27 protein-coding genes are annotated in these 23,867 nt (G+C 75.0%); 16 read left to right on the forward strand and 11 right to left on the reverse strand.

The genetic code is table 11. The annotated features are described in order from the left end of the window. Window positions 1-4 precede the first annotated feature (4 nt). Window positions 5-1,396 carry a hypothetical protein gene (locus tag Sco07f_RS06960; RefSeq protein WP_167468041.1) on the reverse strand — a complete coding sequence of 464 codons (1,392 nt, stop codon included), beginning with the start codon at window positions 1,394-1,396 and terminating at the stop codon, window positions 5-7. A gap of 113 nt (window positions 1,397-1,509) precedes the next feature. Here Sco07f_RS06960 and Sco07f_RS06965 point away from each other — a divergent pair, with 113 nt between their 5' ends. Then, complete coding sequence (locus Sco07f_RS06965; RefSeq protein ID WP_167468042.1) at window positions 1,510-2,748, forward strand: molybdopterin-dependent oxidoreductase; 1,239 nt, start codon at window positions 1,510-1,512, stop codon at window positions 2,746-2,748. 334 nt (window positions 2,749-3,082) lie between these two features. Here Sco07f_RS06965 and Sco07f_RS06975 read toward each other — a convergent pair whose 3' ends face one another. Genes Sco07f_RS06975 through Sco07f_RS06985 form a run of 3 tightly spaced genes read right to left on the reverse strand, consistent with a single transcriptional unit; the run spans window position 3,083 to window position 5,225 of the window. Next, on the reverse strand, window positions 3,083-3,877 hold the full coding sequence (locus Sco07f_RS06975) for a class I SAM-dependent methyltransferase (RefSeq protein ID WP_054103041.1): 795 nt from the start codon (window positions 3,875-3,877) through the stop codon (window positions 3,083-3,085). Continuing rightward, window positions 3,874-4,512: a TIGR04282 family arsenosugar biosynthesis glycosyltransferase gene (locus Sco07f_RS06980; protein WP_108987267.1), complete on the reverse strand. Its 639-nt coding sequence runs from the start codon at window positions 4,510-4,512 to the stop codon at window positions 3,874-3,876. The genes Sco07f_RS06975 and Sco07f_RS06980 overlap by 4 nt, the downstream gene beginning before the upstream one ends. Continuing rightward, window positions 4,509-5,225, reverse strand: a complete 717-nt coding sequence (locus tag Sco07f_RS06985) for a glycosyltransferase family 2 protein (RefSeq protein WP_108987268.1) — start codon at window positions 5,223-5,225, stop codon at window positions 4,509-4,511. Before Sco07f_RS06985 ends, Sco07f_RS06980 begins: the two co-directional genes overlap by 4 nt. A 114-nt stretch (window positions 5,226-5,339) precedes the next feature. On the opposite strand from Sco07f_RS06985, the gene Sco07f_RS06990 reads away from it, so the two are divergent. Together Sco07f_RS06990 and Sco07f_RS06995 are read left to right on the forward strand one after the other, a co-directional pair. Then, window positions 5,340-6,143 (forward strand): response regulator transcription factor, encoded by an 804-nt coding sequence (locus Sco07f_RS06990; protein ID WP_108987269.1) that lies wholly within the window; start codon window positions 5,340-5,342, stop codon window positions 6,141-6,143. Window position 6,144: 1 nt separating this feature from the next. Then, window positions 6,145-7,257, forward strand: a complete 1,113-nt coding sequence (locus Sco07f_RS06995) for a sensor histidine kinase (RefSeq protein ID WP_007451600.1) — start codon at window positions 6,145-6,147, stop codon at window positions 7,255-7,257. A 31-nt stretch (window positions 7,258-7,288) separates the two neighbouring features. Here the strand turns inward: Sco07f_RS06995 and Sco07f_RS07000 are convergent, their stop codons facing one another. Then, entirely contained in the window at window positions 7,289-8,293 is a 1,005-nt protein-coding gene (locus Sco07f_RS07000; protein ID WP_108987270.1) for an NAD-dependent epimerase/dehydratase family protein, read from the reverse strand. Window positions 8,294-8,532: 239 nt separating this feature from the next. On the opposite strand from Sco07f_RS07000, the gene Sco07f_RS07005 reads away from it, so the two are divergent. The 5 genes from Sco07f_RS07005 to Sco07f_RS07025 are packed head-to-tail and all read left to right on the forward strand — an operon-like array spanning window position 8,533 to window position 11,022. Next, window positions 8,533-8,928 (forward strand): Tat pathway signal sequence domain protein, encoded by a 396-nt coding sequence (locus Sco07f_RS07005; protein WP_167468043.1) that lies wholly within the window; start codon window positions 8,533-8,535, stop codon window positions 8,926-8,928. After that, on the forward strand, window positions 8,925-9,557 hold the full coding sequence (locus Sco07f_RS07010; protein WP_108987272.1) for a class F sortase: 633 nt from the start codon (window positions 8,925-8,927) through the stop codon (window positions 9,555-9,557). Before Sco07f_RS07005 ends, Sco07f_RS07010 begins: the two co-directional genes overlap by 4 nt. A 40-nt stretch (window positions 9,558-9,597) precedes the next feature. Further along, the gene (locus Sco07f_RS07015; RefSeq protein ID WP_003975205.1) at window positions 9,598-10,089 is read left to right on the forward strand and encodes an RNA polymerase sigma factor; all 492 of its coding nucleotides are present in this window, start codon (window positions 9,598-9,600) and stop codon (window positions 10,087-10,089) included. After that, window positions 10,073-10,672, forward strand: a complete 600-nt coding sequence (locus tag Sco07f_RS07020; RefSeq protein WP_174855314.1) for a hypothetical protein — start codon at window positions 10,073-10,075, stop codon at window positions 10,670-10,672. Before Sco07f_RS07015 ends, Sco07f_RS07020 begins: the two co-directional genes overlap by 17 nt. Then, complete coding sequence (locus Sco07f_RS07025; protein WP_108987273.1) at window positions 10,669-11,022, forward strand: DUF952 domain-containing protein; 354 nt, start codon at window positions 10,669-10,671, stop codon at window positions 11,020-11,022. Before Sco07f_RS07020 ends, Sco07f_RS07025 begins: the two co-directional genes overlap by 4 nt. A 22-nt stretch (window positions 11,023-11,044) precedes the next feature. On the opposite strand, the gene Sco07f_RS07030 is transcribed toward Sco07f_RS07025, so the two are convergent. From Sco07f_RS07030 to Sco07f_RS07040, 3 genes are all read right to left on the reverse strand, one after another. After that, the gene (locus Sco07f_RS07030) at window positions 11,045-11,374 is read right to left on the reverse strand and encodes an SCO5918 family protein (RefSeq protein ID WP_108987274.1); all 330 of its coding nucleotides are present in this window, start codon (window positions 11,372-11,374) and stop codon (window positions 11,045-11,047) included. Between the two features lie 33 nt (window positions 11,375-11,407). Next, complete coding sequence (locus Sco07f_RS07035) at window positions 11,408-13,009, reverse strand: DEAD/DEAH box helicase (RefSeq protein ID WP_108987275.1); 1,602 nt, start codon at window positions 13,007-13,009, stop codon at window positions 11,408-11,410. Between the two features lie 234 nt (window positions 13,010-13,243). After that, the gene (locus Sco07f_RS07040) at window positions 13,244-13,447 is read right to left on the reverse strand and encodes a cold-shock protein (protein WP_003975209.1); all 204 of its coding nucleotides are present in this window, start codon (window positions 13,445-13,447) and stop codon (window positions 13,244-13,246) included. Window positions 13,448-13,865: 418 nt separating this feature from the next. On the opposite strand from Sco07f_RS07040, the gene Sco07f_RS07045 reads away from it, so the two are divergent. Beyond that, on the forward strand, window positions 13,866-14,603 hold the full coding sequence (locus tag Sco07f_RS07045; RefSeq protein WP_054103051.1) for a hypothetical protein: 738 nt from the start codon (window positions 13,866-13,868) through the stop codon (window positions 14,601-14,603). 226 nt (window positions 14,604-14,829) lie between these two features. Further along, entirely contained in the window at window positions 14,830-17,100 is a 2,271-nt protein-coding gene (locus tag Sco07f_RS07050; RefSeq protein WP_108987276.1) for an FG-GAP-like repeat-containing protein, read from the forward strand. Between the two features lie 76 nt (window positions 17,101-17,176). Here the strand turns inward: Sco07f_RS07050 and Sco07f_RS07055 are convergent, their stop codons facing one another. Then, a complete protein-coding gene (locus Sco07f_RS07055) occupies window positions 17,177-17,761 on the reverse strand; it encodes a TerD family protein (protein ID WP_007451743.1) in 585 nt (194 codons plus the stop codon). A 130-nt stretch (window positions 17,762-17,891) separates the two neighbouring features. On the opposite strand from Sco07f_RS07055, the gene Sco07f_RS07060 reads away from it, so the two are divergent. The 3 genes from Sco07f_RS07060 to Sco07f_RS07070 all read left to right on the forward strand — a co-directional run bounded on the left by Sco07f_RS07060 (window position 17,892) and on the right by Sco07f_RS07070 (window position 20,461). Continuing rightward, window positions 17,892-18,512 (forward strand): VOC family protein, encoded by a 621-nt coding sequence (locus Sco07f_RS07060; RefSeq protein WP_087790171.1) that lies wholly within the window; start codon window positions 17,892-17,894, stop codon window positions 18,510-18,512. Between the two features lie 78 nt (window positions 18,513-18,590). Next, window positions 18,591-19,880 (forward strand): phosphatase PAP2 family protein, encoded by a 1,290-nt coding sequence (locus Sco07f_RS07065; protein ID WP_108987277.1) that lies wholly within the window; start codon window positions 18,591-18,593, stop codon window positions 19,878-19,880. A 152-nt stretch (window positions 19,881-20,032) separates the two neighbouring features. Beyond that, window positions 20,033-20,461: an ATP-binding protein gene (locus Sco07f_RS07070; RefSeq protein WP_054103054.1), complete on the forward strand. Its 429-nt coding sequence runs from the start codon at window positions 20,033-20,035 to the stop codon at window positions 20,459-20,461. Window positions 20,462-20,490: 29 nt separating this feature from the next. Here the strand turns inward: Sco07f_RS07070 and Sco07f_RS07075 are convergent, their stop codons facing one another. Beyond that, window positions 20,491-21,951, reverse strand: coding sequence for a GAF domain-containing SpoIIE family protein phosphatase (locus tag Sco07f_RS07075; protein WP_174855315.1), 1,461 nt, complete (start codon window positions 21,949-21,951; stop codon window positions 20,491-20,493). 258 nt (window positions 21,952-22,209) lie between these two features. Here Sco07f_RS07075 and Sco07f_RS07080 point away from each other — a divergent pair, with 258 nt between their 5' ends. After that, complete coding sequence (locus Sco07f_RS07080) at window positions 22,210-22,563, forward strand: ArsR/SmtB family transcription factor (protein WP_007451762.1); 354 nt, start codon at window positions 22,210-22,212, stop codon at window positions 22,561-22,563. A gap of 19 nt (window positions 22,564-22,582) precedes the next feature. Here Sco07f_RS07080 and Sco07f_RS07085 read toward each other — a convergent pair whose 3' ends face one another. After that, a complete protein-coding gene (locus Sco07f_RS07085; protein WP_087790168.1) occupies window positions 22,583-22,771 on the reverse strand; it encodes a DUF6126 family protein in 189 nt (62 codons plus the stop codon). Window positions 22,772-22,896: 125 nt separating this feature from the next. Between Sco07f_RS07085 and Sco07f_RS07090 the strand changes: the two genes are divergently transcribed. Together Sco07f_RS07090 and kdpF are read left to right on the forward strand one after the other, a co-directional pair. Further along, the gene (locus tag Sco07f_RS07090; RefSeq protein WP_007451763.1) at window positions 22,897-23,520 is read left to right on the forward strand and encodes a carbonic anhydrase; all 624 of its coding nucleotides are present in this window, start codon (window positions 22,897-22,899) and stop codon (window positions 23,518-23,520) included. A gap of 255 nt (window positions 23,521-23,775) precedes the next feature. After that, window positions 23,776-23,865, forward strand: coding sequence for a K(+)-transporting ATPase subunit F (kdpF, locus tag Sco07f_RS07095; RefSeq protein ID WP_007451765.1), 90 nt, complete (start codon window positions 23,776-23,778; stop codon window positions 23,863-23,865). The last annotated feature ends 2 nt before the right edge of the window (window positions 23,866-23,867 follow it).

A 23,867-nucleotide genomic window follows, 5' to 3' on the forward strand; every position in this document is an offset into this window, starting at 1 on the left:
GTGCTCACCAGCCCGTCGCCAGCAGGTGGTTGAGGAGGAGTGCCAGGAGCGCCTGTGCGGTCAGCCAGCCGCGCGGACGTGTGAGGAACGCGCAGGCAGGCAGCAGCCACAGGGCGAAGGGCAGCCAGATGCGTTCCGTCTCCGCCTTGCTCATCCCGGACAGGTCGGCCACCAGCAGGGCGAGCAGCCCGGCGGCCACGAGGAACGCCAGACGGACCTCCGACGCCCGCGACTTTTCGGCCGGCCCGTCCGCCGTCCCCGCGCTCCCGGCCCGTCCGCCGCCCGCGCGCCGCCGGAGCAGCACGCCCCCGGTGCGCCGCAGTCCCGCCGCCGTCGCCAGGCCCGTGATGAGCACCGTGCAGGCGAGGTTGGCCCACACCCAGTAGCCGTAGGGGCGGACACCGGCCGCGCCCTCGTAGTAGCGGGTGACCAGCAGGCGGTACGCCTCCCACCAGTCGAAGCCGGCCGCCGTGAAGGCCGCCGGCACCACCGCCGCCCCCAGCAGCAGCGGCACGAACAGCACCGGCCGCTCCCGCACGCCGCGCCGGCCGAGCAGCAGCACCGCCGCCGCGGGCACCGCGAACAGCGTCAGACCGTAGGAGAGGTAGCAGGTCAGCCCGAACAGCAGGCCCGAGCCCGCCGCCCACCACAGCGAGCGTCCGGTGACCGCGAGGGCCAGCAGCGCCAGCGCCCACGCGGCGACCGCCGCGAAGTAGCCGTCGGCGGACACGCCCATCCACACCGCGGCCGGGGCGAGGACCAGGAAGGGCGCCGCCCGCCGGGCGAGCCGCTCGCCGGTCAGCACCCGCACCGTCACCAGCACGGCCACCCCGGCGGTCGCGCCCACCGTGACGGTCCACGCCCCGGCCCAGCCCCCGCCGCCGAGCCCGATCCGGTCGAGCAGCACGTAGGTGAGGGTGGACGCCGGGGGGTGACCGGCGACGTGCGCGGGCCAGTTGTCGGGGGAGTGGAGCAGGATGTGCCCGGTGAAGCCGCGCAGGGTCGCGGGGATGTCCTGCCAGCGGTCGACGACCGAGAGGTACTCCTGATGCGTGGTGAGCCGGCCCGCGACGCCCCGCCGCCAGCCGTCGACCAGGGCCAGCGACCAGGTCCACGCCATCGTCGCGCCCCACACCGCGGGGAGCAGCGCCCGCCACGGCAGCCGGGCGGCGACGGCGGGGCCGTACGCCACGACCGCCGCCGCGACCACGACGGCAGCCGGGGTGCCGGGGCCCAGGTGCGGGTCCCAGCGGCCCAGCAGGGGCGGCCAGCCGACGATCAGGTCGTCGTAGGTGTACACGTACCGGCCGACCAGGACGGCGGCCGTCACGAGCAGCACGGCGGGCAGGACGGCGTACAGGTCGCGGGGGACGGGGCGCGGGCGGGTCTGGGTCACCCCGGCACCGTAGGACGGGAGATCACGCGGCGGGCGGTGCGCACGGTGGACGTCAGCGTTTCGTCATGGGTCGCGGACCGTCCGGAGGGCGTGTCCCGGCCTACGGTCGGGACATGCGCGACCTCGCCCCACGGCTTCCCTCCTCCCCGGGTTTCTGGCGCAGCCCCCTGCGCGGGCCCTGGTTCACGTCGGTGCTCGGCCTCGTCCTGCTCGTCGGCATCACCGTGCTGTTCGTGACCGGGCTGCTCTCCTACGCCGCCTACAACCCGGATCTGGCGCCGGTCAACGACAAGACCCCGGACAAGGGGGTCCTCGGCTTCTACCTCTTCGCGTGGCCGACCGACCCGCCCTGGCTGTACCGCCTCACGCAGGGCGTCCACGTCACCCTCGGGCTGGTGCTGATCCCGGTGCTGCTGGCCAAACTGTGGTCGGTGGTGCCGAGGCTGTTCACGCTGCCGCCGGCCCGCTCGGTCGCCCACGCGCTGGAGCGGATCTCGCTGCTGCTGCTGGTCGGGGGCGCGCTGTTCGAGTTCGTCACCGGGGTGCTCAACATCCAGCTCGACTACCTGTTCCCCGGCTCCTTCTACCCCCTGCACTTCTACGGCGCGTGGGTCTTCTTCGCCGCGTTCGCCGCGCACGCCGTGCTGAAGACGCCGATCGCGCTGCGCAACCTGCGGGCGATGCGCGAGGAGCGCGACGACCTGGTCTCCCCGCGCCCGGTCGCGCCCACCGTCTCGCGGCGCGGGGCGCTGTGGTTCGTCGGGGGCGGCTCACTCCTGATGTTCGCCACGAACGCGGGGCGCGGCTTCGACGGGCCGCTGCGGGCCACCGCCGTGCTCTCCCCGCACGGCGGACCCGAGCCGGGCAGCGGTCCGAACGGGTTCCAGATCAACAAGACCGCCGCCCACGTGGGCATTGACCCGGCCGAGACCCGGGACGACACCTGGCGGCTCGTCGTCACGGGGCGCTCGGGGACCGTCCGGCTCGGCCGGGCCGAGCTGCTCGCCATGGAGCAGCACAGCGTGGCCCTGCCCATCGCCTGCGTCGAGGGCTGGTCGACGTCGGACCAGTGGTGGCGCGGCGTGCGGCTGCGGGACCTCGCCGCCCGGGTGGGCCACGAGGACGACCCGCCGGACGTGTTCGTCGAGTCCCTCCAGCGGCGCGGCGCCTTCCGGAGCGGGGCCCTGCGCGCCAACCAGGTGGCCGACCCGCGCTCCCTGCTCGCCCTGTACGTCAACGGCGAGACGCTGAGCGCGGACCACGGCCACCCGGCGCGGATCATCGTGCCCGCCGCGCCCGGCGTGCTGAACACCAAGTGGGTGGCCCGGATGACGTTCGGAGACCTGGGATGAAACGTGTGCTCACGTCGCGGTCGTTGCCGCGGCCGGTGATCGGCGGCCCGTTCCGGATCCTGCTGCTCGGCTGCACGTTCGCTCTGGCGGGATACGCCGGGGTGCGGCTGCTCGCCGGTGACTGGCTCGGTGTGGCGCTGTGGTTCGTGGGGTCGGCGCTGCTGCACGACCTGGTGCTGCTGCCGCTGTACGCGGTGGTGGACCGTGCGGTCACGGCCGGCCTCGACGCGGCGCACCACCGTGCGTGGACCGCGTACGTCCGGTTTCCCGCGGCCTTCTCCGGGCTGCTCCTGCTGGTGTGGTTCCCGCTGATCGGGGGCCGGGTCGACGCGAGCTACGCGGGGGTCACCGGGCTGTCGGCGGACGGCTTCCTCACCCGCTGGCTGCTCGTCACGGCCGCGCTGTTCGGCGGCTCGGCGCTGCTGCTGGCACTGCGGCTGCTGCGCAGCGCGACGAAGCGGCGCTCCCCCGACGTCCACTGACCGGCGCCGCGCCAGCCGGCGGCGCCCGCGCGGCGCAGCAGGGCACGGGTGCCGATCCGCGCCCAGGGGAAGGAACCGCCGGCCGCGTGGCCGTCGGTGGCGTCGACGACCTGCACGTGGGCGCGTTCGTCGACCTCGACCGGGGCCGTCTCGGCGATCAGCAGGCCGCCGGGTGCGAGCAGGTCGGCGACGCGGGTGAGCAGGGCGTGCGGGTCGCCGCCGATGCCGACGTTGCCGTCCATGAGGAGGACGGTGTCCCAGCGTCCCTCGCCGGGCAGCGGCTCGAACACGGAGCGCCGCAGGGAATGGCCCCCGAGCCGTACGGTGCGGGTCACGGCGGCCTCGCTGACGTCGATGCCGAGGACGGTCCGGCCCCGGGAGGCGAGTTCCGCGACCAGCCGTCCCGGACCGCAGCCCACGTCGAGCACGGCGCCCTCGCACCGGTCGAGCACCTCCAGGTCGACCGTGTCGGCCCGTGCGCACCAGCGCTCCACGTCCAGCGGCAGGAGCCATCCGTCGGCGCGGCGCAGGAACAGCGGGCCCCGTCCCGACCGGAGGGCGGCGGCGTAGGGGTCGGAGGTCTCCCAGGCGCGGGCGGCGGGGAGCGCCGGTCGTCGGCCGGTGTCGAGACGCGCGGCCCCCGTCACCGGCCTGCCCCCCGTCCGACGGCCGGTGTGCACGCCGCCAGCCGGGCGGCGAACCGGCCCCGCGGGGCCAGGGCGGCCACGGCGCGGGCGTCGGCGGCGGTGTCGACGTCGCGCAGGGCGGGCAGGTCCCGTACCCGCAGCCCCGCCGTCAGGAGCCGCTCGCGCTGCACGGCCCCCGTCACCGGCGTCGACATGGGCACGCCCCGCAGGAGGGCCGGTTCGGGCCGGGCCAGGCCCAGGGCCCAGAAGCCGCCGTCCTCGGCCGGGCCGAAGTACGCGTCGCAGTCGCGGAAGTCCACGTCGAGCAGGTCCGGCGCCACCTGCGGGGTGTCCATGCCGATCAGCAGCGCCGGGCCCGCGCACCCGGCGAACGCGTCCGCGAGCCGCTCGTCGAGGCCGCCCGCGCACTGCGGGACGACGTCGAAGCCGGGCGGCAGCCACGGGCCGGGGGCGCCGTCGAGCACCAGGACCCGGCGCCGCGCGGGCGTCGCGGCCACGGCCGCCAGGGTGTCGGCGAGGGCCGCCTCGGCCAGCGCGGCGGCCTCCACGGGGGTGAAGGGCGGGGTGAGCCGGGTCTTGACCCGGCCGGGGCGCGGCTCCTTGGCGATGACCAGGAGGGTGGTCGTGGCGGTCACCGGACGCCGCTCCCCCGACCCGCGCGGACGGCGGGCGCCTCGGCCAGGACGCGGCGCATGTCCCGCACCGCGTGCCAGGTGCCGCGCCAGGTTCCCGTCACCTTCGAGACGCCGGTACGGGGCAGGTACGGGACGTCGTGCTCGGCGACCCGCCAGCCCGCGTCGGCGGCCCGCACCACCATTTGCAGCGGGTAGCCGCTGCGCCGGTCGGTGAGCCCGAGGGCGAGCAGCCCCTCGCGGCGGGCGGCGCGCAGCGGGCCCAGGTCGTGCAGGCGCAGCCCGGTGCGGCGGCGCAGCATCCGGGCGAGGGCGAGGTTGCCCGCGCGGGCGTGCACCGGCCACGCGCCCCCGGCCGTCGGTCGGCGGCGGCCGAGCACCAGGTCGGAGGTGCCGGCGCGGATCTCGCGCACGAAGGGTGCCAGCAGGGCGGGGTCGAGGGAGGCGTCGCAGTCGCAGAAGCAGACGACGTCGGCGGTGGCGGCGGTCAGGCCGGCGTGGCAGGCGGCGCCGAAACCGCGGCGCGGCTCGGTCACGACCGTGGCGCCGAGGGAGCGGGCGAGGTCCGCCGAGCCGTCGGTGGATCCGTTGTCGACGACGAGCGCACGCCAGCCGGCCGGGACGCGGGCCAGGACCCAGGGGAGGGCCCCGGCCTCGTTCAGGCAGGGGAGTACGACGTCGACGTCCGGAGCGGGCGAGGTGGTCACGGCCTTCACCCTACGAACCGGAACCGGACGAATCGGGCTTTCACTCCTTACGAAACACGGACGTCGCGGGCCCGGACCGGCCGGGGAAGGGCGCCGCCGACGGTGCGGTGCGAGGGTGGGGCCATGCATCAGCAGCCCCACGACCCCGCTCCGGCGGGCCCGCCCCCGACCGCACCCGCGGAGCCATCGGCCGGGTCCGGGGACGGGCCCGCTGCCGAGCCTCCCGCCGTCCCCGCCCGGATCCTCGTCGTGGACGACGACCCCACCGTCGCGGAGGTCGTGGCCGGGTACCTCGACCGGGCCGGTTACCGCGTCGACCGGGCCGGTGACGGCCCGGCCGCGCTCGCCAGGGCGGACGCGCACCGGCCCGACCTGGTGGTGCTCGACCTCATGCTGCCCGGCATGGACGGCCTCGAGGTGTGCCGGCGGCTGCGCGTGCGGGGGCCCGTGCCGGTCGTCATGCTGACCGCCCGCGGCGACGAGGACGACCGTATCCTCGGCCTCGAGGTCGGCGCCGACGACTACGTGACCAAGCCGTTCAGCCCGCGTGAGCTGGTGCTGCGGGTGGAGTCCGTCCTGCGCCGCACCCGCCCGGCCCCGGTCCGGGCGCCCCGCCCGCCGTCCGCGGCCGGTCTCACCGTCGACCCGGCCGCCCGCAGGGCCACCAAGCACGGCACCGAACTCGCCCTGACACTGCGCGAGTTCGACCTCCTCACCTTCTTCCTGCGGCACCCGGGGCGGGCGTTCTCCCGGGAGGAGCTGATGCGCGAGGTGTGGGGCTGGGACTTCGGCGACCTGTCCACGGTGACCGTCCACGTCCGGCGGCTGCGCGGCAAGGTCGAGGACGATCCGGCCCGGCCCCGGCTGATCCGGACGGTGTGGGGCGTGGGCTACCGCTTCGACGCCACCGGCAGGGAGGCGGACTGACGTGCACGCCACCCTCCTCATCGCCCTGTACGCCTTCGCCGGCGCCGCCGTCACCGGCCTGGTGGGCGCGGCCGTGCTGCGGCTGATCCGGCGGCGGTCGCTGACCGCGTCGCTCGCGGTGGTGGCGGCGGTCGCCGTCCTCGCGATGCTCGCGGGCACGCTGGCCGTCGCGTGGGCGATGTTCCTGTCCCCGCACGACCTGTCCGTCGTCACGACCGTCGTGGCGATGGCGGCCGTCGTCTCCCTGGCGACCGCGCTGCTGCTGGGCCGCTGGGTCGTCGCCCGCAGCCGCGAACTGGCGGTCGCGGCGCGGTCGTTCGGCGACGACGGCGGCTACGCGGCCCCCGCCGTCCCGGGGACCGCCGAACTGGACGCGCTCAGCCGCGAACTGGCGGCGACCAGCGCCCGGCTCGCCGCGTCCCGGGAGCGGGAGCGCGCCCTGGAGACCTCCCGGCGCGAGCTGGTCGCCTGGATCTCGCACGACCTGCGCACCCCGCTGGCCGGGCTGCGCGCCATGTCCGAGGCGCTGGAGGACGGCGTCGCCGCCGACCCCGACCGCTACCTGCGGCAGATCCGCGCCGAGGTGGAACGCCTCAACGACATGGTGGGCGACCTCTTCGAACTGTCCCGCATCCACGCCGGCACCCTTGCGCTCGCCCCGGCCCGCATCTCGCTCTACGACCTGGTGGGCGACGCCCTCGCGGGCGCGGACCCGCTGGCGCGCGAGCAGGGTGTACGGCTGGTCGGCGACGCGGTGGCGGCCGTACCGGTCGAGGTGGACGGCAAGGAGATGAGCCGGGTCCTGGGCAACCTGCTGGTCAACGCGATCCGCCGCACCCCCGCCGACGGCACCGTCGCGGTCGCCGCCGAACGCTCGGCCGACGGCGTGGTGCTCTCCGTGACCGACGGCTGCGGCGGCATCCCCGAGGAGGACCTGCCGCGGGTCTTCGACACCGGCTGGCGCGGCACCCACGCCCGTACGCCCCCGGCCGGTGCGGGCCTCGGCCTCGCCATCGTCCGGGGCATCGTCGAGGCCCACCGCGGCCGCGCCACGGTCCGCAACATCCCCGGCGGCTGCCGCTTCGAGGTGACCCTGCCGCTGGCGGAGGCCTGACCGGTGCCGGGACGGCCGGGGCGGGGCCGGGTCACTCCCCCCGCAGGCCCGCCCGGGCGAACTCCCGCATGCCCTCCGCGAACCCCACCCGTGGCCGCCAGCCCAGCTCGGTCCGCAGGCGGGTGGAGTCGGCGGTGATGTGGCGGACGTCGCCGAGGCGGTACTCGCCGGTGACGACGGGCTCGGGTCCGCCGTGGGCGGCGGCCAGGGCGACGGCCATCTCGCCCACCGTGTGCGGCTCACCGCTGCCGGTGTTGTAGGCGCTGAGGGCGCCCTCCGGCAGCCCGGCGGCCTCCAGCGCGGCGACGTTCGCGGCGGCCACGTCCCGCACGTGCACGAAGTCCCGGCGCTGGCGGCCGTCCTCGAAGACGCGCGGCGCCTCACCGCGGGCCAGCGCGGAGCGGAAGAAGGAGGCGACCCCGGCGTACGGGGTGTCGCGGGGCATCCGGGGGCCGTACACGTTGTGGTAGCGCAGCGACACCGCCGTCGCGCCGGTCGTCCGGGCCCAGGCGGCGGCCAGGTGCTCCTGGGCCAGCTTGGTCGTGGCGTACACGTTGCGCGGGTCGGCCGGGGCGTCCTCGCCGACCAGCCCGGGCGACAGCTCCGCGCCGCACTCCGGGCACGCGGGTTCGAACCGGCCCGCGTCCAGGTCGGCGACGGCGCGCGGACCCGGCCGCACCACGCCGTGCCGGGGGCAGAGGTACCGGCCCTCCCCGTACACGACCATCGACCCGGCGAGCACCAGCCGCCGCACGCCCGCACCGGCCGCCGCGGTGAGCAGGACGGCGGTGCCGAGGTCGTTGCGGGAGACGTACTCCGCCGCGTCGGCGAAGCCGTTGCCGAGACCGACCATCGCCGCCTGGTGGCACACGGCGTCCACGCCGTCCAGCGCCCGGGCCACCGCCGCCGGGTCGCGCACGTCGGCGCCGGGGTCCTCGCGGACGTCGTAGCCGACGGGCTCGTGACCGTGCTCCCGCAGGGCGTCGGCGACGTGGGAGCCGATGAAACCGGCGCTGCCGGTGACCAGTACGCGCATGCACCCCACGCTAGGCCCGCGGGGGCGCCGGACCGGGCGCCCCGCCCGGCCCGTCACGGGTCCGTAAGAGCCGGGGGACGACGCCGTGCGTGCCCCGCGACGCGGGCCGAGGCACCGCCCCCCCGCCGCGGCTTTGCCAACGCTTTACAACCCGCCCCGCCCCCGCCTCGTCTCTCCGTCCGATCCGTCCCGCACCCCCGCGGTGCGCCGACGCACAGACCACGAGAGAGAGCGACCCGATGCGCCGTACCATCCTCAGTGCCGTGGCCCTGGCCTGCACCGCCGTACTGGCGGGCACCGCGCCCGCGTTCGCCGACGACCCCACCCCGGTCCCGTCCGCCCCCGCCGAGAGCGCCCCGAGCCCCGGCGCCGAACCGACCGAGGCGACCGAGGCGAGCCCCGTGCCGTCCGTCAGCGTCCCGGCGGAGGAGCCCACCCGGGCACCGGCACCCGCGACCGGCGACGGCCAGGTCTCCGTCGTGCCCGAGGGCGCGGCCGACACCGGGGTGGCGGCGTCCGAGGACCCGGCGGGCAACGGCACCGGGCTGGTCGGCGCGGGCGCCGGCGGGGTGCTCGTCGCGGGCGGCGCGGTCCTGCTCGTCGTACGCCGTCGACGGGCGGCGACGGGCGCGTGATCCCGCGCCCCGGTCGCGTGCTTGCCACCGCCGCACTGGCCGCGCTGCTCGCCGGCTGCGGCTGCGGCGGCGGCCAGGGGGACGGCGACGCCGCTCCCGTCCCCTCGGCGACCGCGACGAGAACGGCACCGCCCGCGCACGCACCGGCGAAGTCGGTGCGGCCCCTGGCGCGTTCGGTGCCGGTGGGGCTGCGCATCCCCGCCATCGGGGTCGACACCCCGGTGACGGACCTGGGGCTGGCGTCGGACGGCACGGTGGAGGTCCCGCCCGTCACGGACGACGACCGCGCCGGCTGGTACCGGCACTCGCCGACCCCGGGCCAGACGGGTCCCTCGGTCCTCCTGGGCCACGTCACGGTGGGCCGGTACGGCGACGGGGTCTTCCGGCACCTGGCGCGGCTGCACCGCGGCGACCGGATCGAGGCCCGGCTGGAGAACGGCACGGAGGCGGCCTTCGCGGTCACCGCCGTACGGACGGTGTCCAAGGCCGACTTCCCTACGGACGACGTCTACGGGGACGTGGCGGGACCGGAGTTGCGGCTCATCACCTGCGGCGGCCCGCGCGACGGTGACGAGTACCGGGACAACGTGATCGTCTTCGCCGAACTGAGCGCGACCAAGGGCGGGTAGCGCCCGCACGCACCGCATACCCTCACGACCATGGAGAGCGTTGAAACGGTCCCGTGACAGGGCGGCGTCCGAGTTGTTCGCCGCCCTGTATCCGCGCCTCGCCGGCTGGTGCCGCCGGCTCGTCGACGACGACGAGACGGCCCACGAGATCGCCTCGGAGGCGTTCACCCGGCTCTGGGCCCGCTGGACGTCCGTGGAGGAGCCGCGGGGCTTCCTCTACGTCACCGCCGCCAACCTGGTCCGGGACCACTGGCGCAAACTGGAGCGCGAGCGCCGGGCGGTGCGCCGGGTCACCGCGGAGGTCGCGGTGCGTCCGCACCCGGAACAGGCCGACCCGTCGGTGCGGCTGCTCGTACAGTCCCTGCCGGAGCGGCTGCGGGTGCCGATCCTGCTGCACTACTACGCCGACATGCCGATCCGGGAGGTGTCCGTGCTGACCGGACGCAAGGAAGGGACCGTCAAGGCCGACCTGCACGCGGCCCGCGAACTGCTCCGCGTCCACCTGAGGAGAAGCCTTGACCACACGCCTTGAGGAGGGCCCGGACGGCTCGGACGACCGGAACCAGCCGGGGTTCGCGGGGGAGGGCGACGATCCGCTGCTGGTGGTGCTGCGTCCGGACGCGGAGTTCCTGGGCCCGCCCCCGGGACGCTACGAGGCGATCCGGCGGGCGGCCTCCCGGCGGCGCCTGCTGCGGGCCGCCGCCGGGGCGGCCGCGACCGCCGCCGCCGCGGCCCTGATCGCGCTGCCGCTGCACTGGGCGGCCCCCGCACCGCCCGCGAGCCCGGCACCACCGCTGGCCCCGGCCCCCGCCGACCCCACGCCGCAGGCCTCACCGAGCCCGGTGCCGCCCCGCGACCCGGCACGCTCGCCCGGTCCGGACCCCGCCCTGCCGACCGAGGCGTCCCCGACGACCGCCGCCACCCCGTCGCCCTCGGCGCCGCCCGCCTCCGAGCCGTCGGCCTCCGTGCCGTCGGTCGAGCCGAGCGACCCGCCCGGCCGGCGGGCCCCGTCGGGCGCGCCCGGCACCGTGGCGCCCACGCCCTCGGCCCACGGCCCCGCGGAGCGGGACGGCACGGCCGCCGCAGCGGACACGGCTGCTACAACGGGGCGATGATCTATCACGTGGTGCCGCTCGCCGAGTGGAACGCCGACCCGGCCCGGCCGTACGCGCCCGCATCCCTCGCCACGGACGGCTTCGTCCACTGCTCGCCCGACGAGGCGACGACGCTCGCCGTCGTGAACGCGTTCTACCGCGAGGCGCCCCGGCCCCTGGTGGCGCTGCTCCTCGACGAGGACCGGCTCACCGCGAGGTGCGTGTGGGAGGCGCCGGAACCGGTCCCGCCGCCCGGCGTCGCCGAGGGCACCCTGTTCCCGCACGTGTTCGGCCCCCTCGACCGCGCGGCCGTCCAGCGCGTGCTGGAGGTCCGCTGGGACGACGGGGGCCGGGCCACGGGACTGTGCTGACCTCGTGAGGTCGGTGCCCGCCTCAGAGGTCCTGGGGCGTGGCGGGGGCGCCGCCGAGCAGCGCGGACGCCGTCTCGACCGGACTGGCGGCGGGCGCCGCCGGCGCGGGCTCGGCGCCCGGGGCGGGGTGGCAGGTGAAGCCGAGGCGGGTCATCGCCCGGGTCACCTCGCCGGCGGAGAAGTCGCGGCGGTCCTGCCGGGTGACGACCTCGCCCACCTGCTTGACGGGGTAGCGGCGGCGGCCGATCGTCACGGACTCACCGGTGACGGCCTCGGGCGTGATGCCCTTCATCGAGTCCAGCACCCCGCCCTTGGTGAGGTCGAACGGGTACCGGGCGATGACACAGCGCATGATGCCTCCACAAGGGGGATGGAGCGGATGGGGTCAGGCCGCCGAGCCGGTCGAGCCACCGGTGGACTGGCGGCGCGGCCGGCGGCGCGGGGCTTCGCCGGCGGGGCGGCCCTGGGCGGTGCGCCCCTGGCCGGTCCGGGGCTGTGCGGCGCCGGTGCGGGACTGAGCGGTGCCGGTGCGGTTCGACGCGCCGCCGGTCCCCTGCCCGCCGCCGCGTCCCGAGGAACGGCCGCGGCGGCCGCGGGACGAGGAGCCCGAGCCGGAGGCGGCCCGTCGGGGTCGCTCCACCACCGGTACGGCGATGACGACGGGGACCCCGGAGGGGGCCTGGGCACCGGTGATGCGGGCCAGTTCGGTCTCGCCCGAGCGGACCGGGGTGACCTGCGGGGTGATACCGGCCAGGGACATCAGGCGGGTCATCTCGCGCCGCTGGTCCGGCGTCACCAGCGTGACGACGCTGCCGGACTCGCCGGCGCGGGCCGTACGTCCGCCCCGGTGCAGGTAGTCCTTGTGGTCGCCGGGCGGGTCGACGTTGACGACCAGGTCGAGGTTGTCGACGTGGATGCCGCGGGCCGCGACGTTGGTCGCCACCAGCGCCGTCACCTGCCCGTCCTTGAACTGGGCGAGGGTCCGGGTGCGCTGCGGCTGGGACTTGCCGCCGTGCAGGCCGGCCGCGCGCACGCCGCTCTTCAGCAGCTGCTTCACCAGCCGGTCCACCCGGTGCTTGGTGTCCAGGAACATGATGACCCGGCCGTCGCGCGCCGCGATCTCGACGGTCGCGCGCTGCTTGTCCTCGTCCTGCACGTGCAGGACGTGGTGCTCCATCGTGGTGACGGCACCGGCCGACGGGTCGACGGAGTGCACCACCGGGTCGCTCAGGTAGCGGCGGACCAGCTTGTCGACGTTGCGGTCCAGGGTGGCGGAGAACAGCATCCGCTGCCCGTCCGGCTGCACCTGGTCGAGCAGGGCGGTGACCTGCGGCATGAAGCCCATGTCGGTCATCTGGTCCGCCTCGTCCAGGACCGTGATGGTGACGTCGCCGAGGGCGCAGTCGCCGCGGTCGATGAGGTCCTTGAGCCGCCCGGGTGTGGCGACGACGACCTCCGCGCCGGAGCGCAGTGCCCCGGCCTGCCGGCCGATGGACATGCCGCCGACCACGGTGGCCGACCTGAGGCCCACGGCGCGGGCGTACGGGGTGAGCGCGTCGGTGACCTGCTGGGCCAGCTCACGGGTGGGGACGAGGACCAGGGCGAGCGGACGCCGCGGCTCGGCACGCCGGCCGGCCGTGCGGGCCAGCAGGGCCAGACCGAAGGCGAGCGTCTTGCCCGAACCGGTGCGGCCGCGGCCGAGCACGTCCCGTCCGGCCAGGGAGTTCGGCAGGGTCGCCGCCTGGATCGGGAACGGCTCGGTCACGCCCTGGTCGCCGAGCGCGGCCAGCATGCGGGCCGGCAGGTCGAGTTCGGCGAAGGTCTCGACGGCGGGCAGCGCCGGGGTGATGGTCTTGGGGAGGGCGAACTCGCCGCCCTGGGGTGCGGCGGCCGGGCGGCGGCCGGAGTTCTGGGGGCGGCCGGTCGAACGGGAGCGGCGGGGGCCGTCACCGGAGCGTCGGCGGTCGTTCGCGCGTGCGCGGTTCATGGGGGACCTTCCTCGATACGGCACGTATCAAGGGAGACCCGCAGCGGACGAGCGGCGCAGGGAATCGCAAGAACGAGCCGGTCCGGTCGATTTCGGCGCATCGGGCCGAAGGACCGGAAGAATTGGTGAAAGCGGACGGCGCGGAACGCGCCGTAAGTGAATGAGCCCGGAAACGCGGCGAGCTGGGACCCGCACCCCAAGGTGCGGGCCCCAGCTGCCGAGTGTGCGAGAGCGTCAGGCCGGGGTGATGTTCTCGGCCGTCGGGCCCTTCTGGCCCTGCGCGATGTCGAAGGTCACCTTCTGGCCCTCGAGCAGCTCACGGAAGCCCTGCGCGTTGATGTTCGAGTAGTGGGCGAAGACGTCGGGACCGCCGCCGTCCTGCTCGATGAAGCCGAAGCCCTTTTCGGCGTTGAACCACTTCACGGTGCCGGAAGCCATGTTTTCTCCTTCGGTACGGTGCTCGGAGTTCACCCTGTGTGCACTCCGGTCGCCGCGATGATCACCCCGTCGGAAAAAACCTTCAGGCAACCACAACTGCAACTTCCCTCGACAGTAGCACGCCGTGATCGGGCGGGTGCCGACGCAAATCCCGGCCCGGTGGGCCGCCCGGGAATATTCCCCGGACGACGGCCGATTTCTTCGGCCGGCCCGCCGGGAATCGGGGGTGCGGGGGTGCCGACGCCCCCGCATCGAGACGAAGGACACGTCGTGCGGGCGGGCGGGTGTGCGGGGGTGCGGGCCCGGTGGGGCCGGCCCGAGCGGCGGAGGGGAAACGGTTCTGGCGGAACGGTTCGGCGTCCGTCGGCGTCGTCCCCTTCCAGGGCGCGGCGGCCGTGTCCGGGAGAGGGGCGGCGCAGTGGACGGGGACGGGTACGCCGGGTGGACACGTCGGTTCGAGGAGGAGTGCGAGCGCAGGCGGGCGCAGGGCGACCCGGACTGGGCGCGGGGCGCCGTGCTGCACCGGGCGGTGTGGGCGGGCGTCCAGCGCTTCCAGGTCGGTGAGGACGGTGACGGCGCGAACCTGGTCGCCAAGGCCGAGGAGGCGGGCGACGCCGACTACGCGCGGGCGGTGCGGCTCTTCGTCGCCGAGGAGCAGAACCACGCCCGGCTCCTCGCCCTGCTGCTGGCCGCGGGCGGGCGGCCGACGCTGAGCGGCCACTGGAGCGACACGGTGTTCGTTCGGCTGCGGCGGCTGCTGGGCCTGCGCACGGAACTGCTGGTGCTGATGATCGCCGAGGTCGTGGCGCTGCGTTACTACCGGGCCCTCAGGGACGGCACCGACGACGCGCTGACCTCGGAGGTGGCCGGCCGGATCCTGGCCGACGAGCGGCGCCACGTCCCCTTCCACTGCGAGCGGCTGCACGACTCACTGGCCGAACTCCCCGCCGTGACCCGCCGCCCCGTGATGGCGCTGTGGCGGCTGCTCCTCCTGGCGGCCACCCTCGTCGTCGCCGCCGACCACGGCGCGGGGCTGCGCCGGCTCGGGGTGGGACGGCGCCGTTTCACGGCCGACGTCATGGCCTCCTCCGCCGAGGTGACCGGCGCCGTCCTCGCCCCGCGGCCGGGCGCGCGGACCGGCACCGGCGGGGAGTGAGCGCCGGACGCCGGGATCGGGAATGGGGCGGAACAACCCGGGGACCTCTGCGGGAGCGCGCTGCTATTCTCCAGCGGATCTTCGCGCGAGGCGACGTACCGGTTGAGGGGGGTCCCATCCGGTCGCCCCGCGCATCCGGCCGCGTGCGTCCGACGTTCGCCGCGGCCTTCTCCTGGGGAGGGACCGTACGTTGCACCGTTCTCGTGTTTCCCGGCTGCGTCTGACCGTGGCGATCGCCGCCGTGCTCGCCACCGTGTCGGCCGGCGGCCAGGCCGTGGCCGCGCCGGCCACCGCGCCCTTGTCCGCGCCCTCGTCCGCGTCCGCTGCGACGGCCGCCTCCGCGACGGCGGTCCAAGACGTCCGGCAGGCGGCGGTGCCGTATCCGGCCGGCCGGAGCCAGTTGGCGGGCGTCGGCTCGACGGGCTTCCTGACCTGGGGCGAGGGCGGTGCCGCGGACGTTCTCTGGACCAGTTTCGCCGACGGTTCGACCACCGACCCGATGGAGGGCCGGTCCGCCTGGGTCGCCTTGGGCGCCGAGGCGTCGGACGCGGTGGTGCTCCTCCTGTCCGACGGCCGCGTCGAACTGCGCGACATGCGGACGAAGAAGTCCGTGACGGTCGTGGACCCGGACGACTTCGGCCCCTCGGGACAGTCCGCCGGTGCGGTCGGCACCACCCTCTTCGTCAGCACCGCGAACGACGCCGGAGGCGAGGACGTCCACCTCGTCGACATGGTGGACGGCGCACCGGCCGCGCGCACGGTGACCGGTCTGCCGCGCGACGCGGACAACCCGCACGTCGTCGCGGGCACTCCCGACCGCGCCGTACTGACCTACAAGACGGCGGGCACCTGGCAGTGGGCGCTGGTCGACCTGGCCGACGGCGCCGTCGTGCGGCGTCACACCACGGACTCCGCCCCCGCCTCGGTCACCCTCTCCGAGACGCACGTGGCCTGGGCCGAGACGGACGCCCAGGGCGGGAGCCACGTGGTCGTCGCCCCGCGCGGCACCGGCACCGACCGGCGCTTCGCGATCGGGCAGGCGTCCGGCGACGTGCTGGTCGGCCTCGTGGGCGACTGGGTGACGTACGGCGTGAGCAGCGAACTGACGGCCCAGTACCCGAACCCCCTGTACGCCCTGACGGCCCGTCACCTCACCACCGGCGCCACCCGCAAGCTCCTCGACCACACGCGGCAGACGGCCACGGCACCCGACGGCACCCTCTACGTCAGCGGCGGCACGGCGGCGGGCGGCGAGGGCCTGTACCGGATCGCCCCCGGCGCCGACGGGACGCCGGTCGCCACCCGCGTGGCGAGCAGCGGCGAGGCGACGAAGGTGACGCTGCTCGGGGACGACATCCCCGACGTGGTCGACCTCGACCGGAACAAGGGCCGGTTCCGCCTGGAGTGGCGCCTGTCCCGGGTCAACGTGGCGATGGACATCACGCTGCGCAACACCCGTACCGGGGAGGTGAAGCGGGCCGACGTGTACCCCCTGTCGACCGGGTACGGCGACCCGCACCGCGTCCACCTCGACTGGTTCGGCGACGTGGAGTGGAACAGCACCCGCGGCATGTACTCCGCCGCCGGAGCCGGCCCGTACACCTGGCGCATCGAGGCCAGGCCGCTCAACGGCATCGGCCCGGAGCTGGTCTCCTCAGGCACCTTCACGGTCGCCCGCGACCCCGGCCTGCACGACTACGACGGCGACGGCTCCCCCGACGTCCTCGCGCGGGACACCGGCGGCCGGCTGTGGCTCAACGACACCTTCGACTCCCGGGAGCAGCACACTTACTCCTACTTCCAGAACCCGGAGCAGCTCGTCGGCGGCGGCTGGAACGCCTACGACCGGATCGAGGGCGCCGGCAACCTCGGCGGCGCCCCGGTGAGCGACCTGGTGGCCAGGGACCGCTCCGGCGTGCTGTGGCTGTACCTCGGCAAGGGCGACGCCGAGTCCCCGTTCACCTCCCGCAGCAGGATCGGCGGGGGCTGGAACGTCTACCGTCAGATCACCGGCGGCAGCGACCTGAACGGCGACGGCCGGGCCGACCTCGTCGCCACCGACACCTCCGGCGCCCTGTGGCTGTACAAGGGCACCGGGAACTGGCGGGCGCCCTTCGCCAAGCGCGTGAAGATCGGTACGGGCGGCTGGGGCGCGTACGACCAGATCACGGCGACCGGCGACATCGCCGGGGCCCCGGCCGGTGACCTGGTGGCCCGCGACCGCTCCGGCGTGCTGTGGCTCTACCTCGGCTACGGCGACGGCCGTTTCGCGCCCCGCACCCGGATCGGCGGCGGCTGGAACACCTACGAGCACCTGGTGGGCATCGGCGACGCCGACCACGACGGCCGGGCCGACCTGTACGCGACCGACGTGCGGCCGCAGAACCAGGACCCCTACCTGTACAAGAGCACGGGCGCCTGGCGGACGCCGTTCGCGGGACGCGCCGAGGTCGCCTGGACCTTCATGGAGCGCCGGGACTACAACCTCTTCGCCTGACCCGGCCGGCCGACGAGGCGCACGCGGAGCCTTTCAGAGGCCCCGCGTGCGCGGTCGCTGCTGCTTGCCGACGGTCCTACTTGCTGACCGCGAAGCGCATCAGGGCGTGCTCGTCGCCCTGCTTGATCTTGCCCGTCTCGTTGACGACCTCCAGCTTCCAGGCGCCGCCGACCCGCACGGCCTTGGCCACGGCGCAGCCGTTGTCCTGGCTGAGCAGGCTGGGCCAGATGTCGGCGACCTGCTCCGAGCTGCCCCCGGTCGCGTCGTAGACCTTGAAGCTGATGTTGCGCGCCTTCTGGAAGGAGCTGCCCTTCTTGTAGGCGGCGGCGACGAACACGATCGACGTGATGACGCTCGGAAGCCGTGCGAACTCGACGGTGACCGTCTCGTCGTCGCCGTCCCCGTGGCCGGTCTGGTTGTCGCCGCTGTGGAGCAGCGACCCGTTGCCCATGGGGTCGAGCGAGTCGAGTCCGGCGAGGCGCACCGGGTCCCCGCCCTGCATCGCGACGGCGATCAGGTCGAGGTCGGTGCCGGTCTTGCGCCGCAGCTTGCCGAGCACTCCGCCACTGCTGCCGGCGGTGGGGTCCCAGGAGACGCCGATGGACAGGTGAGTCACTCCGTCCAGGTCCGCGGGACCGCCTTCCTTGGTGAGCGTGATCATGTGTGGGTCATCCTCCGTGGTCGTGCCTGTGACCCAGAGTCTGCCTGGCGCCCGGACGTTCCGGCAGGGCGGGGCGGCCCGTCAGTTTTCGAGAAGCACCGCGGACCCGGCCGCCCCTACCTTCGAGGACATGAACTCCATCGACGCGGTCACCCTCGAAGTGGCCGACCCCGAGGCCGCCGCCCGCTTCTACTCCGACGCCTTCGGACTCGACGGGTCGCGGGTGCGGGTCCGCGCCTCCGACAGCCCCACGAGCGGCTTCCGCGGCTTCACGCTGTCGCTCGTGGTGGCCCAGCCCGGCAACGTCGACGCGCTGTTCACCGCCGCCGTCGACGCCGGCGCCACCGTCCTCAAGCCCGCCGCGAAGTCGCTGTGGGGCTACGGCGGCGTCGTCCAGGCACCGGACGGCACGGTCTGGCAGATCGCGACCTCGGCGAAGAAGGACACCGCCCCGGTCGGCCGCGACGTGGAGGAGGTCGTCCTCCTCCTCGGTGTCGAGGACGTCAAGGCCACCAAGCGGTTCTACGTCGAGCAGGGCCTCACCGTGGGCAAGAGCTTCGGCGGCAAGTACGTCGAGTTCGCCACCGGGCCGGGCACCGTCAAGCTCTCCCTCTACAAGCGCCGCGCCCTCGCCAAGGTCGCGGGCGTCTCCGCCGAGGGCACCGGCTCCCACCGTCTCGTCCTCTCCGGCGGCACCCGTCCCTTCGCGGACCCGGACGGCTTCGCCTGGCAGCCGGAGCCCAGCCACTGATGGGCTAGTTTCCTGTGCATGTCTTCACGGGAAACTCCGCGAATACCCGGGCGCCGGGCGCGGGCGAGACTCTGGGCCGTGGCGGGTGCGGCGACCCTCGCGTTCCTCATAGCGCTGGAGGTCGCCGCGCGCCGCTACGGCCTGCCGGGGCCGATGACCAACCAGGCCAGGGAGCTGGTGTTCGCTCCCGCCTCGGGGCCCCTGCTCTACGCCGGCCTGGCGCTCACGATGGTGGTCCTGAGCCGGCGGGAGCGGCTCGTCGCGGCGGCCGCCGCGGTCGGCATCGACCTCGCTGTCGCGCTGGTGCGGTGGGCGGCGGACGCCCCCGCGTCCGGCACCCACACCTTCGGCAACGGCGCGCTGTGGGCGGTCCTCGGCTGCGGGGTCCTCGCCGTGACGCGGCGCACCGGCCCGGAGCGGATCCTCCTGCTGAAGGGCGTCGGGCTGGGCCTGCTCCTTGTGGCCGGCCGCAAGACGGGCGACGCCTGGCTGCTGATCACGTCCAAGACCCGCCCCGACGTCCTCGACCCGTACGTGGCGACCGCCGACCACGCGCTGGGGAACCCGTCCTGGCTGATGGGGCGGGCCGTCGAGGCCACCGGCCTGGTCGGTGAGCACCTGCTGGACTGGGTCTACGCCCAGCTCGCGGTGGCCGCGGCCGTCGTCGCCCTGTACCAGCTGCGCAAGGTGGCCGCCGAGCGCCGGTTCCCGCGCCACCACCTGGTCCGCACCTTCCTGCTGATAGGTCTGCTCGGACCGGGCATCTACATGATCTTCCCGGTGGTCGGGCCGGTCTTCGCCTACGGCACCGGGGCCTTCGGCACCGGCGGCGAGGAGTGGGCGATCGCCAACCTGTGGCCGCACACGCTGCCGCCGGTCGGCACGCCGCAACCGTTCACCTACGACGGGGTCACGCCCCGCAACTGCATGCCCAGCCTGCACACGGCCTGGGCCGTCGTGATCTTCATCCACTCCCGGAAGGGGCCGCGCGTCCTGCGCTGGGCCGGGACGTTCTGGCTGGTCGCCACGCTCACCGCCACGCTGGGATTCGGCTACCACTACGCCATCGACCTCGTCGCCGGAGTGGTGTTCGCGGTCACGGTCGAGGCGGGGCTGCGCGCCCTGGACCGCGGCTGGGACCGGTCGGGGGGCCTGCTGGTCGCGCACGGGGCGCTGGTGTTCACCGCGATCCTGACGTCGACGCGCTACCTGGCGCCGGAGATGGCCCGGTACCCGTGGATCTTCGGGCCGCTCCTGCTGCTGTCGATGGCCTCGGTGATCCACGGCTACGTCCGGACCACGAAGGGGTGGGAACCGGTGCCCGCGGCCGCACCGCAGCGTCCGGAGCCGCGACTCGAGGCGGCCTGAGGCGGACCGGGGCGGCCCGGGAACGGCGTGGGGCGGGGGCCGGGGACGGCCCCGAAGCGCAGGTCTGCTGAATTGCGAAAGTTGGCAAGTAGTTGGATGCTGGGGGCCGGGTCCGCAGGAAGCCGCGGACCGGGTTCTGCTGTGGAGACGCGATGAGCACCCTGCTCCAGCCCTTGCCCCACCGGCACGTGCTCACCCTGCCGACGGCGCCCGCGGCGGTCCGGGTGGCCCGGGAGACCGCCGAGCAGGCCCTCGCCGAGTGGGGCGTGAACCCCGGGCACCCCTCGGTGGCACCCGCCCTGCTGATCCTCAGCGAGCTGGTCACCAACAGCGTCCGCCACGCCTCCCCGCCGAGTGAGCAGGTGACCGTCACGTACGCGGCCGGCGCCGACTGCCTGGCGTTCGCCGTGCACGACCGGCACCCCTGCCGTCCCCGGCTGCACGGCGCGGGCACCGGTGGCCGCCGGAGCGGGGGCCTGGCGACCGTCATGGAGCTCATCGGCGCCCTGGGCGGCACCGCCGTGGTCCGGGGCGACGAGGACGGCCGGGGCAAGAGCATCTGGATCACCCTCCCGCTGTGAGGCGCGGGCCGCTGTGACACCGGCCGCCCTCACGAGGAGCCGTAGCCCGTCAGGGGCGGGGTGCGCAGGGCGATGACGGCCTTGTCGTCGTGGCCGTCGCCGGGCCGGTGGGTGATCAGGGCGCGGCACAGGTCGTCGGGCGCGAGTCCGATCAGCCGGGAGGCGGTCACGGCCAGGGCGTCCAGGCCCCGGTCGAGCGGCTGGCCGGGGACCTCCACGAGACCGTCGGTGAACAGGATGACGGTGCTGTCCACCGGCAGGGGCCGGCAGTGGTCGGGCCGCGGCAGTTCGGGCGCCACCCCGAGCGGGAGGCCGGGCTCCACGTCCAGGTACTCCACCCGGCCGTCGGGCAGCAGCACCAGCGGTGGCGGGTGTCCCGCGCTGGACCAGCGCAGCTGCCACGTGCCGTCCGCGGGCTCCAGCCGCGCGAGCAGCGCGGTGGCGACGGGGGCCTCGTCCAGGGCGGCGCCCATGATCCGGTCGAGCCGGGCGAGGGACGTGCTGGGCGGCGCGCTCCGGTCGTAGTACAGGGCGCGCAGCATGTTGCGGATCTGCGACATGTCCGCCGCGGCCCGCAGGTCGTGCCCCACGACGTCACCGATCACCGCCGCGCAGGCCCCGCCGGGCAGCAGCATCGCGTCGTACCAGTCGCCGCCCACGGCCGCGGGCGCGCTCGCCGGGCGGTAGGCCGCGCCCGCGGTGAAGGGCCGCAGGTCGGGCAGGCGGGGCAGCAGCAGGCGCTGGAACTGCTCGCTGCTGTGCTGCACCTGCTGGTAGAGGCGGGCGTTCTCGATCGCCACGCCCGCCGTGCCGGCCAGCGCGCGGATCACGCCCTCGTCGTGCCGGTCGAAGGGCTGCCCGTCCCTGCGTTCGGAGAGGTAGAGGTTGCCGTAGATCCGGCCGCGCACACTGATCGCCACCCCGAGCAGGCTGCGCATCGGCGGGTGTCCGGGCGGGAAGCCCGCCGACTCCGGGTGGCGCGAGATGTCCTTGACCCGCAGCGGCTCGGGATGGTGGATCAGGTGCCCGAGCAGGCCCCTGCCCCGCGGCAGCTCCACCCCGTCCAGACCGGCCAGCTCCGTCGCGGTGAGCCCCAGCGGGATGAACTCCTCCAGGTACCTGCCCTCCGGGTCGAGGACGCCCATGGCCCCGTAGCGGGCGCCCACCAGGTCCATGGCGGTGCGCACGATGCGGCGCAGCACCGCGGGCAGCTCCAGCTCGCCGGTGATGTTCACCACCGCCTGGAGCAGCTCCTGCAAGGTCCGCTGGGCGCGGGCCAGGGCGTGCAGCTGTTCGCCGATCCGGTTCAGGTCGGAGCTGAGCGGCAGGTCGAGGAGCGAGGCGTACGGCTCGTCGGGGTCGCCGGCGGGGCTGTCCGCGGGCCCCTCGCCGTCCGCGGGCCCCTCGCCGGCCGTGGGCCCCTCGCCGTCCGCGGAGCCCTCGCCGGCCGGGGCCGGATCGTCCGGTGGGCGCCGCCAGTCCTCCGCCATCGCGCCTGCCTCGTTTCCCGCCGTGCGGATCGTCCTACGCCCACCCTGGCCCGGCGGGCGGGGACGTGCCGCCCGGCCACAGCCGGTCGGAGTACCTCCGGCGCCGCCCGGACGGGACCGGATACGTCGGGCGGATTCGGCCTGACGGGTGGCTCGCGCGAGGATGGGCGGCATGCTGATGAGGACGGGACGGACGCGACGCGCCCAGGGCGGGTCGGCCGGCGCGCGCCGCCGGGGTGGGAGAAGGGCGAGGGCACGATGAGCACGCCGCTGTACCAGTTGAAGGCGGAGTTCTTCAAGACGCTCGGCCATCCGGCGCGCATCCGCGTCCTGGAACTGCTGAGCGAGCGCGAGCACGCGGTGGCGGAGATGCTGCCCGAGGTGGGGATCGAACCGGCCCACCTGTCCCAGCAGCTCGCGGTGTTGCGCCGGTCGAACCTGGTGGTCTCCCGCAAGGAGGGGTCGACCGTGTACTACTCCCTGACCAGTCCGCAGGTCGCCGAGTTGCTCAGGGTCGCGCGCGGCATCCTCTCCGGCGTGCTCGCGGGGCAGGCCGAACTGCTCGCGGACCTCCGGGCCGGGCAGACCGGGCCGGGACAGCCGCCGGAGTAGCGCCGCGGCGCCGCGCCGGTCACTTGTGGGCGTGCTCGCCCACGTAGAAGAGCAGCCAGATGAAACCGGCGAGGACGTGCGTGCCGAAGATGTAGAAGCCCGCCCGGAGGGCGACACCCCGCTCGAAACGGCGCTCGGAGTTGTCACGGTTGCCGCGTCCGGCCCTGCCGGGGGGTGCGGCCGTACGGTCCTGCCGGCTCACCGGCATTCCGGTCACCTCTCGTCCGTGGAGGAAGTAGGAAGCGAAGCAGTCAACGACTTGCGCAATTACGCAATTCCTCTCCACCGTACCGCCTGCACGCCGCTCCGCGGCCGGGCCAGTACCTTGCACCCATGCCTGATCTGAGCCCTTCCTCCCCCGCCGAGGCCTACGCCGCCCTGTTGCAGGGCAACGCCCGCTTCGTGAGCGGTGACCGCCTGCACCCCAACCAGGACGCCGACCGCCGCTCGGAGCTGGCCCCGCGCCAGCATCCGTTCGCGGTGCTCTTCGGGTGCTCGGACTCGCGGCTGGCGGCCGAGATCATCTTCGACCGGGGGCTGGGCGACCTGTTCGTGGTGCGGACGGCCGGCCATGTGGCGGGCGCGGAGGCGCTGGGCAGCGTCGAGTACGGCGTGAAGGTGCTGGGCGCACCGCTCGTGGTGGTGCTGGGGCACGACTCCTGCGGCGCGGTCACCGCGGCGGCCGAGGCCGTGCAGGGCGGTACGGCGCCGGCCGGCTACATCGGGGACGTGGTGGAACGGGTGATCCCGAGCGTGCTCGCGGCACGCGCCGCCGGCGGCACCGGGATCGACCGGTTCGTGGACGAGCACATCCGCCGCAGCGTGGACGGCCTGGTGGGGCGCTCGGCGCTGCTGGCGGACGAGGTGGCCGCCGGCCGGTGCGCGGTCGTCGGCCTGTCCTACCGCCTGGCCGGGGGAACGGTGAAGCGGGTGGCGGCCCACGGGCTGCCGGAGTAGCCGGCCGGCTCCTGGAGGCACCGGACGCCGGCTGCGGCGACGGTCGTCGTCAGAGAGGTGTCAAGGGCGAGCGCGCCGCCGTATGGAAGCCGTCAACGGCGGACGAATCGGGTCGGAAGAGGGCTCTCATCGTCCCTGTCAGTTGCTCTCTTCCGCACCTCACTAGGAGCTCGCGATGGCCGACGTGGCCTTCGTCGTCACCACGCTCGCGGTGTTCGCGCTCGTGGCCCTCGTCGCCAAGGGGGTGACGAAGCTGTGACCGCGGAGAACGTCGTCGGCCTGATCGTGGCCGTCGCCCTGCTCGGTTACCTCGTCCTCGCCCTGATCCACCCGGAGAGGTTCTGAGC

It is taken from the genome of Streptomyces coelicoflavus (genome assembly GCF_003112555.1).
Classification (GTDB): Bacteria; Actinomycetota; Actinomycetes; order Streptomycetales; family Streptomycetaceae; genus Streptomyces; species Streptomyces coelicoflavus.

Bases quoted from the DNA above. Each gene is read 5' to 3' on its own strand.
- Sco07f_RS07085 (WP_087790168.1), bottom strand. From the start codon at position 22,771: ATGCCGGTGAGCCGGCAGGACCGTACGGCCGCACCCCCCGGCAGGGCC.
- Sco07f_RS06965 (WP_167468042.1), top strand. From the start codon at position 1,510: ATGCGCGACCTCGCCCCACGGCTTCCCTCCTCCCCGGGTTTCTGGCGC.
- Sco07f_RS07005 (WP_167468043.1), top strand. From the start codon at position 8,533: ATGCGCCGTACCATCCTCAGTGCCGTGGCCCTGGCCTGCACCGCCGTA.
- Sco07f_RS07070 (WP_054103054.1), top strand. From the start codon at position 20,033: ATGAGCACCCTGCTCCAGCCCTTGCCCCACCGGCACGTGCTCACCCTG.
- Sco07f_RS07090 (WP_007451763.1), top strand. From the start codon at position 22,897: ATGCCTGATCTGAGCCCTTCCTCCCCCGCCGAGGCCTACGCCGCCCTG.
- Sco07f_RS07035 (WP_108987275.1), bottom strand. From the start codon at position 13,009: ATGAACCGCGCACGCGCGAACGACCGCCGACGCTCCGGTGACGGCCCC.
- Sco07f_RS07040 (WP_003975209.1), bottom strand. From the start codon at position 13,447: ATGGCTTCCGGCACCGTGAAGTGGTTCAACGCCGAAAAGGGCTTCGGC.
- Sco07f_RS07030 (WP_108987274.1), bottom strand. From the start codon at position 11,374: ATGCGCTGTGTCATCGCCCGGTACCCGTTCGACCTCACCAAGGGCGGG.
- Sco07f_RS07060 (WP_087790171.1), top strand. From the start codon at position 17,892: ATGAACTCCATCGACGCGGTCACCCTCGAAGTGGCCGACCCCGAGGCC.
- Sco07f_RS07075 (WP_174855315.1), bottom strand. From the start codon at position 21,951: ATGGCGGAGGACTGGCGGCGCCCACCGGACGATCCGGCCCCGGCCGGC.
- Sco07f_RS07080 (WP_007451762.1), top strand. From the start codon at position 22,210: ATGAGCACGCCGCTGTACCAGTTGAAGGCGGAGTTCTTCAAGACGCTC.
- Sco07f_RS07025 (WP_108987273.1), top strand. From the start codon at position 10,669: ATGATCTATCACGTGGTGCCGCTCGCCGAGTGGAACGCCGACCCGGCC.
- Sco07f_RS07000 (WP_108987270.1), bottom strand. From the start codon at position 8,293: ATGCGCGTACTGGTCACCGGCAGCGCCGGTTTCATCGGCTCCCACGTC.
- Sco07f_RS07055 (WP_007451743.1), bottom strand. From the start codon at position 17,761: ATGATCACGCTCACCAAGGAAGGCGGTCCCGCGGACCTGGACGGAGTG.
- Sco07f_RS06990 (WP_108987269.1), top strand. From the start codon at position 5,340: ATGCATCAGCAGCCCCACGACCCCGCTCCGGCGGGCCCGCCCCCGACC.